The 15,489-nt window shown below is 47.7% G+C and carries 18 protein-coding genes; 1 reads left to right on the plus strand and 17 read right to left on the minus strand.

All coding sequences use genetic code 11. The features are described 5' to 3' along the window. Positions 1 to 4: 4 nt before the first annotated feature. The 11 genes from ASG16_RS08910 to coxB form a co-directional block, all read right to left on the minus strand. Complete coding sequence (locus ASG16_RS08910) at positions 5 to 784, minus strand: enoyl-CoA hydratase-related protein (protein WP_056492274.1); 780 nt, start codon at positions 782 to 784, stop codon at positions 5 to 7. A 9-nt stretch (positions 785 to 793) separates the two neighbouring features. After that, positions 794 to 1,567, minus strand: coding sequence for an enoyl-CoA hydratase-related protein (locus ASG16_RS08915; RefSeq protein WP_056492276.1), 774 nt, complete (start codon positions 1,565 to 1,567; stop codon positions 794 to 796). Positions 1,568 to 1,600: 33 nt separating this feature from the next. Further along, positions 1,601 to 2,929 (minus strand): phenylacetate--CoA ligase PaaK, encoded by a 1,329-nt coding sequence (gene paaK / locus ASG16_RS08920; protein ID WP_056492279.1) that lies wholly within the window; start codon positions 2,927 to 2,929, stop codon positions 1,601 to 1,603. A 56-nt stretch (positions 2,930 to 2,985) separates the two neighbouring features. Beyond that, entirely contained in the window at positions 2,986 to 3,768 is a 783-nt protein-coding gene (locus tag ASG16_RS08925) for an enoyl-CoA hydratase-related protein (RefSeq protein ID WP_056492281.1), read from the minus strand. Between the two features lie 2 nt (positions 3,769 to 3,770). Further along, entirely contained in the window at positions 3,771 to 4,172 is a 402-nt protein-coding gene (locus ASG16_RS08930; RefSeq protein ID WP_048034721.1) for a PaaI family thioesterase, read from the minus strand. A 93-nt stretch (positions 4,173 to 4,265) separates the two neighbouring features. Then, positions 4,266 to 4,727, minus strand: coding sequence for a PaaI family thioesterase (locus ASG16_RS08935; protein ID WP_048034722.1), 462 nt, complete (start codon positions 4,725 to 4,727; stop codon positions 4,266 to 4,268). A 2-nt stretch (positions 4,728 to 4,729) separates the two neighbouring features. Next, the gene (locus tag ASG16_RS08940; RefSeq protein WP_007723387.1) at positions 4,730 to 5,029 is read right to left on the minus strand and encodes an EthD family reductase; all 300 of its coding nucleotides are present in this window, start codon (positions 5,027 to 5,029) and stop codon (positions 4,730 to 4,732) included. Between the two features lie 514 nt (positions 5,030 to 5,543). Next, complete coding sequence (locus ASG16_RS08945) at positions 5,544 to 5,861, minus strand: cytochrome C oxidase subunit IV family protein (protein WP_007723383.1); 318 nt, start codon at positions 5,859 to 5,861, stop codon at positions 5,544 to 5,546. A 3-nt stretch (positions 5,862 to 5,864) separates the two neighbouring features. Further along, complete coding sequence (locus ASG16_RS08950; protein ID WP_017251582.1) at positions 5,865 to 6,491, minus strand: cytochrome c oxidase subunit 3; 627 nt, start codon at positions 6,489 to 6,491, stop codon at positions 5,865 to 5,867. Next, the gene (ctaD, locus tag ASG16_RS08955) at positions 6,491 to 8,335 is read right to left on the minus strand and encodes a cytochrome c oxidase subunit I (protein ID WP_056492284.1); all 1,845 of its coding nucleotides are present in this window, start codon (positions 8,333 to 8,335) and stop codon (positions 6,491 to 6,493) included. The genes ASG16_RS08950 and ctaD overlap by 1 nt, the downstream gene beginning before the upstream one ends. A gap of 71 nt (positions 8,336 to 8,406) precedes the next feature. Continuing rightward, positions 8,407 to 9,435 (minus strand): cytochrome c oxidase subunit II, encoded by a 1,029-nt coding sequence (gene coxB / locus ASG16_RS08960; RefSeq protein WP_048034726.1) that lies wholly within the window; start codon positions 9,433 to 9,435, stop codon positions 8,407 to 8,409. Positions 9,436 to 9,771: 336 nt separating this feature from the next. On the opposite strand from coxB, the gene ASG16_RS08965 reads away from it, so the two are divergent. Further along, complete coding sequence (locus ASG16_RS08965; protein WP_056492287.1) at positions 9,772 to 10,608, plus strand: oxidoreductase; 837 nt, start codon at positions 9,772 to 9,774, stop codon at positions 10,606 to 10,608. A gap of 55 nt (positions 10,609 to 10,663) precedes the next feature. Here ASG16_RS08965 and ASG16_RS08970 read toward each other — a convergent pair whose 3' ends face one another. From ASG16_RS08970 to ASG16_RS08995, 6 genes are all read right to left on the minus strand, one after another. Next, positions 10,664 to 11,014, minus strand: a complete 351-nt coding sequence (locus ASG16_RS08970) for a DUF2512 family protein (RefSeq protein ID WP_056492288.1) — start codon at positions 11,012 to 11,014, stop codon at positions 10,664 to 10,666. A 47-nt stretch (positions 11,015 to 11,061) separates the two neighbouring features. Then, positions 11,062 to 11,289 (minus strand): hypothetical protein, encoded by a 228-nt coding sequence (locus tag ASG16_RS08975; RefSeq protein WP_056492289.1) that lies wholly within the window; start codon positions 11,287 to 11,289, stop codon positions 11,062 to 11,064. Between the two features lie 28 nt (positions 11,290 to 11,317). Next, positions 11,318 to 12,499: a Ger(x)C family spore germination protein gene (locus ASG16_RS08980; protein ID WP_056492291.1), complete on the minus strand. Its 1,182-nt coding sequence runs from the start codon at positions 12,497 to 12,499 to the stop codon at positions 11,318 to 11,320. A gap of 35 nt (positions 12,500 to 12,534) precedes the next feature. After that, entirely contained in the window at positions 12,535 to 14,043 is a 1,509-nt protein-coding gene (locus tag ASG16_RS08985) for a spore germination protein (RefSeq protein ID WP_056492294.1), read from the minus strand. Between the two features lie 142 nt (positions 14,044 to 14,185). Further along, positions 14,186 to 14,830 (minus strand): SurA N-terminal domain-containing protein, encoded by a 645-nt coding sequence (locus ASG16_RS08990; RefSeq protein WP_056492297.1) that lies wholly within the window; start codon positions 14,828 to 14,830, stop codon positions 14,186 to 14,188. 109 nt (positions 14,831 to 14,939) lie between these two features. After that, the gene (locus tag ASG16_RS08995; protein ID WP_056492302.1) at positions 14,940 to 15,359 is read right to left on the minus strand and encodes a hypothetical protein; all 420 of its coding nucleotides are present in this window, start codon (positions 15,357 to 15,359) and stop codon (positions 14,940 to 14,942) included. Between the last annotated feature and the right edge of the window lie 130 nt (positions 15,360 to 15,489).

Raw genomic sequence — 15,489 nt, forward strand, 5'->3', positions numbered from 1 at the left:
GCCTCTAACGGCCTGTAAAACGAGGCGCACGTTTTTCCATGAAAGCGGTGACCCCTTCCTTATGATCCGCTGTGCTGCCAGCCGCCTCTTGTGCAAAAGCTTCATATGCCAAGGTCTCTTCCAACCCCATCTCAAGCCCTTTGTACATCGTGCGCTTGATCAAACCAATCCCCTTCGTCGGCAGTAACGCCAGCTTGCGCGCATACGCCAACGCATCCTCCATGAAGCTCTCCGCAGGGTACACCTGATTGACCAATCCAATTCGCAGTGCTTCCTCAGCGGATACCTTTTCCCCCGTCATCGCCAGCTCCAACGCCTTGCCGATCCCGACGATGCGCGGCAAGAAATAGCAGCCTCCTGAATCAGGAACGAGCCCGATGTTGACAAAAGCATTGACGAAGGATGCCTTTTCCGAAGCCAGGCGAATATCGCACGCCAGCGCAACACTCATGCCTGCACCTGCTGCAACACCGTTAACCGCTGCGATGATTGGTTTCTCGGTTTTTTGAAACTGGAGGATCATTGGATTATAGCGATCCCGTAAGAAACCACCGTAATCCACATCTCCTCCACCAGAAACGTCACTGAGATCCTGACCCGCATTGAACGCCCGCCCTGCTCCGGTAAGAACGACGCAACGCACATCCGCATCCTTCTGCGCTTGCTTCAACGCATCCGTGATTTCCATATTCATGACGGCTGTAAACGCATTGAATTTGTCCGGACGGTTCAAAGTCACCACTGCTACGCCTTCTGACACTTCATAAAGAATCGTTTCGTACATGGCCGCCTCCTAATTTCCCGTAAAACGGGGTTTGCGCTTCTCCAGAAAAGCTTGCATGCCTTCTTTTCGATCTTCACTTGCCAAAAGAAGGTAAAAGCTGTTTCGCTCGTAATCCATTCCCTCTTGAAGGGGAAGATCACCAGCTTTGTACACGGCTTTTTTGATGACCTGTACCGCGAGTGGCGGCTGCTGGGCGATTTGTTTCGCCAGCTTGAGCGCTTCCTGATAGTACGCCTCCACTGGCACTACCCGATTGACCAGTCCGTATTTTAACGCTTCTTTGGCCGAAATCGGTTCACCTGTGAGCAGCATCTCCAGTGCTTTTCGCTCACCTACCACACGCGTCAGACGCTGAGTACCACCAGCCCCAGGCATGACACCAAGCTTGATTTCCGGTTGACCAATGACGGCTGTCTCCGAAGCGATCACAATATCGCAGTTCATCATTAATTCACAGCCACCACCGAGCACAAAACCGCTGACGGCACCAATAATCGGCTTGGATATGAGTGAGATGCGATCCCAAACCGCGAACTGATTGCGCTTCATGATGTCGATGGCTGATGCTTCCGCCATTTCATTAATGTCAGCACCCGCTGCGAACGCCCTCGCGTTGCCAGTCAGGATGATCACCCGAATATCCGGGTCGCGGTCTATTTGCTCCAGTTGGTCAACCAATTCGTCGACGAGCTGCAAATTCAGTGCGTTTAGAATCTTCGGTCGATTCAACGTAATGATACCGACACCATCTTCACTGGCTACGCTAATATATTCATAGGCCATGAACTGTCACACCCTTTTTTTACAGGAGCTGGTTTAAATAGCTGCCTGTGATTTGTTCCGGTTATCCACGACACGAATCGCTTTTCCTTCGCTGCGCGTCAAGGAATTCGGTGGTTGCACCCGCAGTACCACAGACACGCCCAACGTATTTTTGATGTCATGACAGATTTCTTTCACCAATGGCGAGAGAGCAGAGCTGTCATTCCCACTGATCTCATTTGCATATGCTGGTGTCAGCTCGCAGTGCACCTCAAAACGGTCGAGGGCACCGTCTCGTTCAATGACGACCTGATAGTGTGGAGCCAATTGGTTGAACGTAAGCAGAACGGATTCGATCTCTGTCGGAAACACATTGACCCCGCGAATAATGAGCATGTCATCTACACGCCCTTTGATGCGCGACATCCGCATGGTTGTCCGTCCGCACTTACAGGGCTCAGGATTGAGGGAAGCGATATCACCCGTACGGTAGCGCACAACCGGGAATGCTTCTTTCGTCAGCGACGTGAATACCAGCTCACCTTCTTGCCCGTATGGGAGCACTTCTCCAGTATTCGGATCGATAATTTCTGCGTAGAAATGGTCTTCTGCGATATGTAGACCATTCTGCACTTCATGACATTCAATGGAAACACCTGGCCCCATCACTTCGCTCAGCCCGTAAATGTCCACGGCTTTAATGTCGAGCTCATGCTCCAGTTGTACGCGCATTTCTTCTGACCACGGCTCTGCACCAAAAATCCCGTACTTAACACTCGTCCCACGTGGATCGATTCCTTGCTTCTTCATCTCTTCCACGATGTTGAGGACATAGGATGGCGTTGCTGCAATGCCACGTGGTTTGAAGTCCTCGATCAACGTAATTTGACGGGAGGTATTGCCACCGGATACTGGCACGGCAACTGCCCCCATGTGCTCGATGCCGTTGTGCAGACCCAAACCTCCTGTAAAAAGGCCGTAGCCATACGCGTTATGGAAAATGTCTCCCGGCTCTCCGCCCGCACAGCAAATGGCGCGCGCCACGATCTCTGCCCAATTCTCCAGGTCTTTTTTGGTGTAACCGACAACAGTCGGTTTTCCTTTTGTCCCGGATGATCCGTGAATGCGTGCTACTTCCTTCATTTCGACTGCAAACAGATTGAACGGGTAATTTTCTCGCAAATCTGTCTTTTTCATAAATGGAAGCTTCTGTATGTCTTCGATTGATTGGATATCTTCTGGTTTCACACCAGCCTCATTGAATGCTTTTGTGTGGAAAGGGACGCGCTCGTATACGCGTTTGACCGTTTCTTTCAAGCGTTCCAGTTGCAGTTCCGTCATTTTCTCTCTTGGTAGCGTTTCCATTTCTGTATTAAAGATCATGTCGCTTCCCTCATTCCCTTGCGTTATGACTCAGTAGGAGTACGTATTTGAAAATGTTACTCGCCCTTAAAAACTGGTTTTCGCTTTTCGCGAAAGGCTTCCAATGCTTCCAAACGATCTGTCGTGGGAATAATCACTTCATAGCACATGGTTTCGATATCCAGACCTGTCTGCAAATCGACACTGCCTCCGCGATCAATAGCTGATTTTGCCTGATAAACCGCCAGCGGAGCATTTGCCAAAATCTCGTTTGCCAGCCCCATTGCCAGTTCACGAAGCTCCTCTGTATCTTTTGCAATCGCATTGACAAAACCGATTTGATACGCTTCCTCCGCTTGGATGCGCCTGGCTGTCAGGATCAGCTCCTTTGCCTTGGAAGGTCCGATCAAGCGAGACAGCCGCTGCGTACCACCCGCACCGGGAATGATGCCCAAGCTCACCTCTGTCAGACCCATTTTGGCATCTGCGACGGCATAGCGGAAATCACAGGCCAGTGCTAACTCAAAACCCCCGCCAAAAGCAAATCCGTTGATCATCGCAATCGTCGGCTGCGGTAGCCTCTCCAACGCAGTAAATACATCGCGGATTTTGCGGACATTGCGGCGTACCTGCTGTTCCGTCAGTGTACGGCGCTCCTTCAAATCTGCCCCTGCACTAAAAGCTCGCCCTTCTGCCTTCACAATGACCACACGAATCTCTTTTGCATCCAGGCGCACCTGCTCAATCAAGTTTCCCAGGCGCTCCAATGTATCGTAGTTCAGCGCATTCAGCTCGTCTGGGCGATTTAGTGTAATCAGTCCTATATGTCCTTCACGTTCAAAACGAACGCTCTCTTCCATCCTCAACGTCCTCCTTGTGCAGGCGGGTTAACCCGCGCATACGTGCCGGTAGCAAAAGCAACAAGCTTGCCATCACAAGTCACGCGTGCTTCCATCACGATCAAGCTTTTTCCTTGTTTCAATACATGGGATTGTGCCTCAAGTATCTCACCGCGAGCAGGATGCAGGTATTGAATCTTGCTCTCCACCGTCACACATTGCTGTACGCCATCCACATGAGGTGCTGCCCCATGCCCCATTGCCACATCGGCTAATGTCGCCGTAACGCCTCCGTGTACGACACCTTCGATGCTATTGAACAGCTCGGGGCGAATTTTCAGTGCTACCTTACAGCCCTGTTCATCTCGGTGCACAACTTCTATGCCCAGGTAGTGGTTGAATCGATTCCGGATCTCCACTGACATCTTTGCCCCCTTTCTCGTATCGTCTTGAAACAGTGAAAGGAGCCTAAGCACATAGCTTTTGGCATCCTTTCTCCGTTTTATTTTCGCTGTCAGTTATTCGTTTTCGTCGATCTCGACGAAGTAATCACTTTTCCGGTATGCCAGTGCATCCAGTGTCGCTACCAAGCCATGCTCCGTTTCTACGCGGATGCGATACCAGGCTGTGCGATTGTTTTTCTTCTCTTCTGTCGCTGTTGCCACTAAGCGATTCCCTTTCATGGCAGCAGCCAAAAATCCAATATTCATCGACAGTGCCACAGACGTTTTCCCATAGGAATTACAGGCTGCTGCAAAAACAAAGTCTGCTAGGGAGAAGATGATCGCGCCATGAGCGGTGCCGTGCGCATTTAGCATATGCTCGGCAACTGTGACTTCCGCAGTCGCCGTTCCTTCTCCCAGCTCAATCAGCTTGATACCTAAAAATTGTGCAAATGGATCTTGCTTTAGCTTTTCACAAATCTCTGCGTAATGCTTCTGATGGAGCGCTTGTTCGTCTATCAATCTTTTCGTGGTCATGATTAAACTACTTCTGCGAAATGCATGGACACAATTGGTCCAGCGAAGCCACGGAGGTCTTTTCCTGCTGCGCGACCTTCTGGAGATGACAACGCTTCCATCAAAGCTTCTTTTGATTCAAAGTACATTTCTGCCATCAGATGCAGGTCGGATTCTCCCATTGGTGTTCCGTAGATTTTGCTCACTTCCATTTTGATTAAGCCAGGCATTTTTTCCGCCAATGGGCCATGTACCTCGAAATAATGCTTGTCAAAAGCATCGATATCTTCGGGCTTGCGATAAATTGCTACCAATTTCACCATCATGATCCCTGCTTTCCTCAGATTATAGTCACAATGTGTGACGACTAATTCATATAACGTTATTTTAACGCATGTTAATATTTTTATTATATAAAGCCTTCGTGACAGGTGCAAGTATTTTTCAAAAAGCAAGAAAACTCTGTCCGATTGTATTCCCCCCTTTTCTTCATGTTTATGACTGGAAAAAGGCTGACAGAATATGCTTCGATGGGAGTCTTCCAGCTTTTGTGGTCGTGGGAAGAAGCGAATTTCCAGTCCAAGCGCCTCTGGAGCCCGACCCAGCGTAGGGATGAATGGCGGGAATGGTTTTAGCTTCAACCTCTGCTCCCCCTTCTTCAAAACTGCTACTTTTGAAGCGTTCCCGCCATTCATTCCGGAGCGGACAGTCGATCTCTCAGCGGGGCGTAGGCCGAAGCGTAGACTGGAAATTCGCTTCTTCCCTTCCACCACAGCTCCTATAAACACAAAAAAGAGGACAGACCCAATGTCTGTCCTCTTCTATTCGCTCCACTTCCTAGATCCAAACCCAGAAAATAAAGACGAAAATTGCCAATAGGATTACGAATAACCCTGCAAAAATACTGATACGTGCAAACTCATGACCTTTTTGATCCATGTGCATCCAGACATACAACTGGAAGAACGCTTGAACAAAGGCCAAAGCAACGATGAATGGTACGGTAAAACCTGATGGAATTGCTTCATACGCCACTGCAATGAATGCCAGTGCAGTCAATACGAGAGATCCGATGAAAGCAACTAGGTGTCTTTTCGGACCCTCGTGTTTGACTTTCGGCTTGCGTACCTCTTCATTATGAGCTTGTGCTCCCATAGATTATCCCACCTTTCCACCGATCATACCCATGAGATATACCACGGTAAAGATGAATACCCATACAACGTCGATAAAGTGCCAGTACAGACATGCCAGATAGAACTTCGGTGCAGTTACTACCGTCAGGCCCTTTTTCGTCGCAGATACTTGCAAAAGGATGATCCAGCTAATCCCGAACGCTACGTGAGCTCCGTGGAATCCAACCAATGTGTAGAAGGCAGATGAGAATGCACTTGTTGACATTTTCAGTCCTTCATTCACATAGTGTACAAACTCGTAAATCTCCAAAGCAAGGAAGCCGAGACCGAGCAATACAGTGATGGTCAGCCAAAGCTGAATCTTTTTCAGGTCTTTCTTGTGCAAAGCCAGTGTAGCCATAACACTTGTCATCGAGCTGGTAAGCAAGAGAAGTGTTGCTACGGCAACGAGATTCATGTCAAACAACGATTGGGACGTTGGTCCACCATTTGCCTGATCACGAAGAGCGATAAATGTTGCAAACAAGGAACCGAAGAGAACTGTCTCCCCACCGAGGAAGAGCCAGAAGCCAAGAACCTTATTCTTGCCTTCAAGGGTGGCTTTTTCCGGTTCGTCAGGCAATACTGCATGTGCGTGATGGTTAGCCATTAAGCCTTAACCCCTTTCTCTTCGAGTTCATCCTCATGAATGTGATAGCCTGGATCGTCTTTCACAGAACGGGTAAACATGCAGCCGAGTGTAAAGAGCAATCCAATGACTACAACCACATAGTTGTGGTAGATAAAGCCGTAGCCTGCTACGAACAATCCGAGAGACATCAGGAATGGCAAGAACGATGGCGATGGCATGTGAATGTCGCCAATAGGCTCCGCAGGCGTCAAGCCTTTGTTACCAGCCATTTTCTCCACCCACAACGCATCCAAACCGCGCACGAGAGGCGTTTGAACGAAGTTGTACTCAGGCGGCGGCGAAGGAATCGCCCATTCGAGTGAACGTCCATCCCATGGATCTGCAGGAGCGCGTTTGGAGCTCTTCGCTGCAACGACTACGTTGATCAAGAATAGGATGGTACCGATCGTCATACCAAATGCACCAATCGTACTGATAAAGTTCCCCATATCCAGGTTCTGATCTTTGAGGTATGTAAAGACGCGGCGCGGCATCCCCATCAGACCCAGGAAGTGTTGCGGGAAGAAGGTAAGGTGGAAACCAATGAAGAACGTCCAGAAGTTCCATTTACCGATTGTTTCGTTCAGCATTTTACCGAACATTTTCGGCCACCAATAGTAAAGACCAGCGAAGAGACCGAATACGAGCCCCCCTACGATAACGTAGTGGAAGTGAGCAACTACGAAATAACTGTCATGGTATTGGTAGTCAGCCGGCGGAACCGCAAGCATAACCCCTGTCATACCACCAATTGTAAACGTTGGAATAAATCCTACTGCAAACAGGTTTGCGGTAGGGAAGCGGATTTGACCGCCCCACATGGTCAACAGCCAGTTAAAGATTTTGATACCTGTAGGAACAGCAATCAACATGGTTGCAAGTCCAAACAGCGTGTTGGCAATTGCGCCCAAACCTGTTGTGAACATGTGGTGAGCCCACACCATGAAGCCCAAGAAACCGATCAGCGCTGTTGCAAACACCATGGAGCTGTAACCAAACAGACGCTTTCTTGAGAATGTAGAAACTACTTCCGAAATGATACCAAACGCTGGGAGAATCAAAATGTATACTTCGGGGTGACCGAAGATCCAGAACAAGTGCTCCCAGATAACAACGTTACCACCTGCATCAGGGTTGAAAAAGTTTCCGCCGAACAAACGGTCAAACATCAACAGAACCAAACCAACCGTAATCGCAGGGAATGCGAAGAGGATCAAACCGGATGTAATAAAGGATGACCAGGTGAACATTGGCATACGCATGAATGTCATACCTGGCGCACGCATGTTGATGATGGTAACAAGGAAGTTAATACCACCAATCAGCGTTCCGAGACCGGCAATTTGCAAACCGAGTACGTAGAAGTCTACGCCGATTCCACTGTATTGATTCAAAGCCAAAGTTGTATAAGATGTCCAACCAGCATCAGGTGCGCCACCCAAGAACCAGCTTGTGTTCAGTAGCACTCCCCCGAAGAAGAATAGCCAGAATCCGAGTGCGTTAACAAACGGGAATGCTACGTCGCGTGCACCGATTTGAAGGGGAACTATCGCGTTCATCAAAGCGAAAATGATCGGCATAACTGCCAAGAAAATCATCGTGGTGCCGTGCATCGTAATTAATTCGTTAAACGTTTTGGCACCAACTAATTCGATCTCTGGGTACATCAACTGCAAACGAATCAGCAGGGCTTCCAAACCACCGGCCAAGAAGAAAATTCCACCAGCAATCAGATACAGGATCGCAATCTTCTTATGGTCCACTGTCGTAAGATAATCCCACAGCCCCGAGCGATTTGGTGCATGAGAAGCATGTGCAGACACGGGTTTACCTCCTTTTTAAGCGTCACTGCCTATGACGATTGTCAATGCAATAAGTTTTATGAGGTTTTACTTTACTTTTTCTCGCTTACACTCAATGTCCCCATGTACTCTACAAGCGCTTTCACTTGGTTGTCATCGAGGTTGAGGTTAGGCATTTTGTTGCCTGGCTTCATTTTTTGCGGATCTTTCAGCCACTCTGCAATGTTCTGCGGCGTATGTGCTTTGATACCTGCTACACGTTCGCGATCTGCAAAGTTCGTCAGGTTTGGCCCCATCTTACCGCCTTTACCTGCCACAGCGTGACATCCCAAACAGCTCTTATCGAAGATTTGTTGACCTTCTGCAGCCAGTGGAGAAGTTGCCGTTGCAGGTTCTTTTGCCTGAACGCCCTTCATGTTAGCTACCCAAGTATCAAAATCTGCTTGTTCCATTACTTCTACCTTGAAGTCCATCAAGGCATGGGACGCTCCACAGAGCTCCGCACATTTACCGTAGTAAATGCCTGTTTTGTCTGCTTGCAGCCACATTTTGTTTTCTTGCCCTGGGTTCGTATCGATTTTACCGCCCAATGCAGGAATCCAGAATGCGTGCTTAACATCAGACGCTGATAATACGAATTGAACCTTTTTGCCAACTGGCAATACCAAGTCTTGTGCAGTTGCTACTCCAAGATCAGGATACTCGAATTCCCACCAGAATTGGTGCGCGGTAACCTTTACTTGAACAGCTTCCTCTTTCGGGTACTCCTTGTGCAGTGCGAAACCGGTAGTAACAGTTGGAATCGCCATGATGATAAGGAGCAAGAATGGAATTACCGTCCAAAGAATTTCAAGTGCATGATTTCCTTCGACCTGCTTAGGAATGCCTTGCTGTCCGGGACGCTTACGATAACGGATAAGGACGTACGTAAAGATCGTCATAACGACAATGAAGACGCCGATCATGATAGCGGAGGACAGCTTCATCAGGTCAAACTGCATCGCAGCTACCGGACCAGAGGGCTTGAGCGCTGAGAGCTCATCTTTGCCACACCCGGTTAACACTAGCGCCAGCAGAGCAAACAGGGAAAACTGACGCCAATACTGTTGCCAACCCTTCATACCAATGAACCCCTCTTTCTTCGTGTTGGTAACGTTCTAGCCACGCCTACAACTAGAAGTTTTCGAACTTTTCTATTTGCATTAAGAAATCGCATTCAATACTTTCCACAACTATAATACCCAAACAGGAAAAGTATTAGCAGCTATTCCAAAAACAAACAGCAAAGTAAGGGGCAGTATTGTACACTTCTACCCAAGCGTGGTAACCATTTAAGTATACATAAATTTTCCTTAATACAAAGGCTATTTGTTAGGATTTTGTTAACAAATTTATGAACAAATTTGTGAACTTTGCAGTTAAATACTACCATAACATCCAATTCAAAGGAGAAATCCATGCAAAAAAGACCAATTGCACTAGTCACTGGTACCTCAAGCGGCTTTGGCAAGCACGCATCAGTCGCTTTAGTCAAGGCCGGTTTTCAGGTAATTGCTGCTATGCGTGATCTAGCAAAAAGGGACCCTCTTGACAAATTAGCAAGCTTGCACATAGATTCTGAGCATCTGGAAGTCATTTCCCTTGATGTTACGCATCCGGAACAAATTCAGGATGCGATCTCCTCCATCATTGCAAAGCATGGCCGCATCGATCTGTTGGTGAACAATGCCGGCTACGCGTTGGGCGGCTTTGCTGAGGAAGTCACGTCTGAGGAATGGCGCAAGCAGTTCGATGTAAATGTGTTCGGACTGATCGACGTTACGCGGGCGGTCTTGCCTTATATGCGGCAGCAGCAATCTGGACGAATTATTAACGTGAGCAGCATCAGTGGGCGATTTGGTTTCCCCGGTCTCTCGCCGTATGCCGCATCCAAGCATGCAGTCGAAGGCTTTAGTGAATCGCTTCGCCTTGAAATGCTACCCTTTCAGGTTGAAGTCGTCCTTGTTGAGCCCGGCTCCTTTCGCACAGCAATCTGGGAGAAAGGAATGCAGGACCAACAGCTTGATGAAGCCTCTCCTTACGCCTCCCAGATGAAACAACTGATGCGTCACGTAGAAGCGATCATAGACAAGGCACCTGAACCCGACGCAGTCATCTCGACGATTGTCCATGCGGCCACCACTCCCAAGCCACGATTCCGCTATCCGGTTGGCCGAGGTGTGGCACTCACGATCACCGCAAAAAATTGGCTTCCGTGGTCATGGATTGAACGGATCGTGACAAAGCGATCGTGATGATTGATCCATAAAAGAAACACACCCCCTGAGGAGTGTGTTTGCGCGTTGAACACTATGCACTTTCCGTTCGTCCTGTGCGTATCAGCCAAACATGTTGAATATATTCAGCTACGCCAAAAAATATCGCAACAAAACCGGCCCCGATAGCAGTGATTTGAGCCGTCGGCAAAAACACAATGCTTCCATAAACGATCAAAAAGCCGATAATCAAGTCAAACATGGTCGTCAGCCAAAGACTCCCTGATGTAAGAATCGCCCTGTCCAAAAAATATCCAGCGACTGCCAAGACAAATCCGACTCCGATGGACTGATATAGATTTGCGAAATTCACTTCTGGAAAGAGAGCATCTGCCAAAACGACCAACACCGGACTAACGAGCAGCTTCATCAAAAGACCGTCCACGTCTATTTACTCTCCTTTACTGGGGGTGTACTCAGTATGCCCCTCGTTTACTTCAGCCATGTCATAACGCTGTCGTATACCGGCTTGTAAACCATTTCCATCCAATAAACAGGATTGGGAACAATCCCTTTTTCGGCTCCTGCGTACAAGCCAACACTAATGACAATCAACCCGAGAAAGACAGCGATCTCTTTGCGTTGCCGCTTCCGAATCAATCGGGGCAGCTCGTATGCACAAACGATGATGGATATAACGATGACAGCAAATGTCGACATACAAACTCCCCCTGACCCTGTTACACAATCACTTTTCTTCAAAGGCATTATTGATGGTTCCTAAACGTCTGATTTTCACATCAGCTATGACATGTACAGGCAGCTTGGAAAATTCTTTGTCCCAATTGCTCCCTATCTTCTTCCATACTTTCGGATATTTTCGATGGATCGCTTCTCCGAATCCATATATGTCTACTCCATTTTTCTTGGCATTGGCAATTGCTTTTGTCGCCAATGCTACCATTGATTTTTCCGACTCTTTTTCCAGCTCCTTGATCGTATCCTCCTCTGTCAGATCTAGCTTGCATTGCACTTCTCCAATATCATTTTCCAAACCGATGTGAACGATGATTTCAGGCGCGCCATTTTTCATGGTTGCCTCGATTTTGGCGTCGGCGTGCATGACTTCCATCGTCAAGAGTCCGCCCCCCTTGCATGGCAAGCTTCCGACCGTGCTTTTTACTTTGCCTGTAATGTAACTATACGCTTTGCTGTCGGCTTCACTCAGCCAGTTGAACATCTTGTCTCCCCGAAAAGTAGCCAATGTCGTATATTGAAGAAGCACCGGTGTATCTATTTGCTCGACATTTTTTCGTTGGTCCCCCTCCCTTGCAGGTCCGGTTAGTCGCACGCCTGTCAAGACAGCTTGCTTCCCTTTGCTGGTAAAGTCGGTAATCAATTGATCCATCGTAATTGCTGCGGTAGGCGCCCATACTTTTGAGGATGTCTCCAAAGAAGCAAACATTTCTGTCGAAGGAATTTGCTCAAGCGGCGTGATCACTCTCAGAATATTGCGTGCCGTCGTTCCTCTAGCGATAGCGATATAAAAGTCAGTTCGAAACTCGTGGTCACGCGAGACAAAATCGACGACAGGAGCGATCCCTTCTCTCGCGACCTCCTCGCCAAATATGAGCATCCGCGTGTGCGCCATATAAATTTTCCGTGGAGAGATCGTGGTCATTTTCCTCACAGCCTCAAAAATCGTCGGAGCGTTCATGGTGAAGAGAGTAACAGGCGAACGTCCTGGCTTCCCCTTATTGGCCGCTACCTCCGCAGGGTCTACTACTTGAACCGAAACTTGATAGCCTCCTTGCACTTTATCAATGCCGATCCCGACAGCAATCGCCAAATCGTTCAGTTCTTTTCGATCCCAACAACCAGGCAGGATAATCACGAGAGCGATACAGAGAAGAATTTTTATCCCTTTCACTGGTGCCCACTCCTTTACATGCTATGAAAAGCCTCTTACTTCTGGGGCGGTAATGGCTTTATCCCTTTAGATTGGCGGCGCAAATTGTTTTTGGTAATCGATTCAGGACGTTTGTCCAAGGCCCAGCGAGGCAAGCGAAAGATCGTGTCTCTTTGCTCTTTCAAGGAAAACGGAGCAAACGATTCCATATACGGTACGCCAAACGAGCGTAAACTGCATAAGTGCAGCACTAAGGCAAGCATCCCTACAATGATTCCGTATATGCCAAAAGAAGCAGCCAGAACCATCAGAGGAAAACGAAGAATCCTCACGGTAATCGACATGTTGCTCGCTGGGAAAATAAAGCTGGATATGGCAGTGATCGAGACCACAATGACCATCGCGGCAGAAACAATCCCCGCTTCCACCGCTGCTTGTCCGATGACCAGTGTTCCCACGATGGAAATCGCTTGACCTACTGCACGTGGCATGCGGATTCCAGCCTCTCGTAATATCTCAAAAGCCACTTCCATCATGATCGCCTCAATAAAGGCTGGAAAGGGCACTCCTTCTCGCTGTGCCGCCAAGCTGATCAGCAACTGTGTCGGGAGCATCTCTTGGTGAAAGGTCGTAACGGCGATATAGAGGGAAGGAGCAAGCAATGCTATTAAAAAACAGGCGAATCGCAGCATGCGAATCAACGTACTAAAATCAAAGCGCTGATAGTAGTCTTCCGCAGAATGGAAAAACTCCACAAAGAGAGAGGGCACGGTTAAAACAAAGGGAGTCCCATCTACAAGAATCGCTACGCGCCCCTCCAATAGATTCGCGGCCACGACATCCGGGCGCTCCGAGTTAGAGATGGTGGGGAAAGGTGTGTAGGCTTCGTCCTGGATCAGCTCCTCAATCATTCCGCTTTCCAGAATGCCATCGATGCTGATTCGATCCAATCTATTGCGTACTTCTTCTACAACACCCTCTTCAACAATCCCTTTCATATACACAACCGCGACTTCTGTCTTGGTTTCCTGACCGATTCTGTTGATTTCAATCCACAGCTTTTCACTGGAAATCCGTCTCCGCAGCAACGTAATATTCGTGCGAAGTGTCTCCGTGAAGCTCTCCCGCGGACCGCGAATGACTGTTTGCGATGACGGTTCGGTGACTCCTCTATCCTTCCACTCCTGCAAGCCTATATGAATTCCTTGTGAGCTGCCATCCACGAGAATGATGACACAGCCAGACAGCAAGGCTGTAAACAATGTGGGAAAATCGAATAAATCTCCCATATCTCCTACGGCCAGGATGGATTCTTTTAAAAAGGGAACAAACTCGTCCTTGCGTATCCCTTCCCATTCCTTCAAGCGCATTTTGTATAAAAGGCTATCGATTAATACGGCTTGTACCAGGTACGAATCGACCATGCCATCCGCATACAAGACAGCCGCCCGGACGGGTTCTAGGCTATTTAGAACTACCTCTCGAATCACAATGTCATTGCTGTATCCGAGCGATTCTTTTATATAGTGAACGTTGTCGTTTAAGCTGCAACCAATCTGAGCCATTCGGATTGCTCCTCACATCGGCAATTATGAACACAGTTTCTCCGATTGCTCCCATTACTAAACAAAACGTTCATGTCCGTTTCCACAGAAAAAGACCTCGCACTCATTAATGAGGACAAGGTCTTTTTGTATATGTTCTACACTATGGAGCAGGTGTTTGTGCATCACCTGGCACTGGTGCATCATCGAAGGAAGGGTCGTGCCATTCCACTTTATGTTTTTGCTGAAGCGTATTTAACCAGGTACCGTAGTTCTGACTACGATTTTGATCAGTCAGCATCATCTTGATCTGATCTTTCACTTTATCAAACTCAGGTGCCGGTGACCCCAGCTGTTCTTTATTTGTATCGTAGTAGGTTTTGATTTGCTCATCGGTAACCGGGAATGCTTTATCCAACAACTTATCCCGTGTCATGAGCACGCTCAACTTATCCCGCAACTGGGCCTCGGTCATTCCCATACTCTTCAAGTAATTTTGGAATGCCTCAGGTGAACCTACCTGCTGTTTCATCGAATCAATCTCTTTATCCATATCTTCTTGCGTCACCGCAACGTTTTGCGCCTTGGCTTCCTGCTTAATTAACGCTTCCGCAACAAGTTCATGTATCATTGGTTTTCCGTACATTTTCTTCATTTCACTGTAAAGCTGATTTTGTGTAATGGAGGTATCGCCGGCCGTTACCAATACAGGGTCATTGCCTTTTGCCCATGATTGATAAAACCCTAATACAGCTAACCCCGTTAATAATATGGCAACCGAAAGCATGGAAAGATCAAACTTCTTCACTTGGATATCCTCTCTTTCTATAATCTGCCCTCCAAGTATAGAAAGAAGTTACGGTAGAAAAATGGAAAGCGTATTACACAACTTTTCCACATTCTAAACATATTATGCGCTACATAAAAAATCGGGTAAAAAAAGAGGAGAGAACGGAGGCGATGACAGGACCTAAAACTGCCCAAACCTGTAAAAAGCGTTCTTGTTTTCTGTCTTTTTCTACTTCCATAAACTGAGCGAGTGCTTCCTTGTCCCGGTTTTCGTTAGCCAGTAATTGCAGGATTATATCTTTGTCTTTTTCCGTCTTCTCTGCTTTTGTTTCTAACTCAGTCTGCAGCTTGTTCAAAACTTGCAGTACATCATAACGCACATCCTCCATGCGTCCCAATTGATGTTCAATTCGTTCCAACCACTTCGTAACTACTATCATTTGTCCCTCAAGCTGATCGATTCGTTCTTCGAATTTGTCTAATTTCAAATAGATGCGTTGTATATGCTGATCTATATTTTTCTGATTTTCATTTGGTCCTGCTGTCATAGATTCCACCTCCCCCGTCCGTCCTTTATACTACTGTTTATGTAGCGGAGAGGAGCATTGCTTGTACGGTTATCCCTCTTTGTTCAGTCTCGTGTAAAAAAAGGCGGCAAACAAATGTATTTCCAAATCC

The sequence above is a fragment of the Brevibacillus sp. Leaf182 genome (assembly GCF_001423865.2).
Taxonomy (GTDB): Bacteria; Bacillota; Bacilli; order Brevibacillales; family Brevibacillaceae; genus Brevibacillus; species Brevibacillus brevis_C.